This is a genomic window from Martelella sp. FLE1502, from assembly GCF_053484255.1.
Genome location: NZ_JBAKFQ010000074.1, coordinates 1 through 376, shown reverse-complemented (window position 1 = coordinate 376; position 376 = coordinate 1). Strand labels below are relative to the sequence as shown.

Sequence of the window (376 nt, the reverse complement as noted above, 5' to 3'; positions counted from 1 at the left end):
TACGCCATTGTGCGCTTGCGGCTTGCTGCGTGTCCTGGGCGAAGGCGGTGGCAATGAAGGCCGACACAACGCGCCGGCCGCTCTTTCCCGCAAGAAGTGGCTCGGTTTGTCTGAACAGTTTCGAGCGTTTTGATAAGTGGATTTCCGCCTCGATTATGCCGCCACCATCATGGGGGCCAGCGCGTTGAAGTAGGCCTGATCCGGCGTCTGCCGGTCAAGGGATGAATGTGGGCGTCGGCTATTGTAAAAGGTCAGATATCGGCCGATGCCAGCGCGAGCCTCGGACACGGACTTGTAGGCGTGGAGGTAGACCTCCTCGTATTGATCGAGCGCCAGAGCCGCTCGACGAAGACGTTGTCCCGCCACGAACCCTTGC

1 pseudogene is annotated in these 376 nt (G+C 60.1%); it reads right to left on the bottom strand.

Features of this window, described 5'->3' with window-relative positions:
• Positions 1-153 precede the first annotated feature (153 nt).
• Positions 154-376 (bottom strand): annotated as a pseudogene (locus tag V6767_RS22730) (integrase core domain-containing protein); the annotation flags it as partial.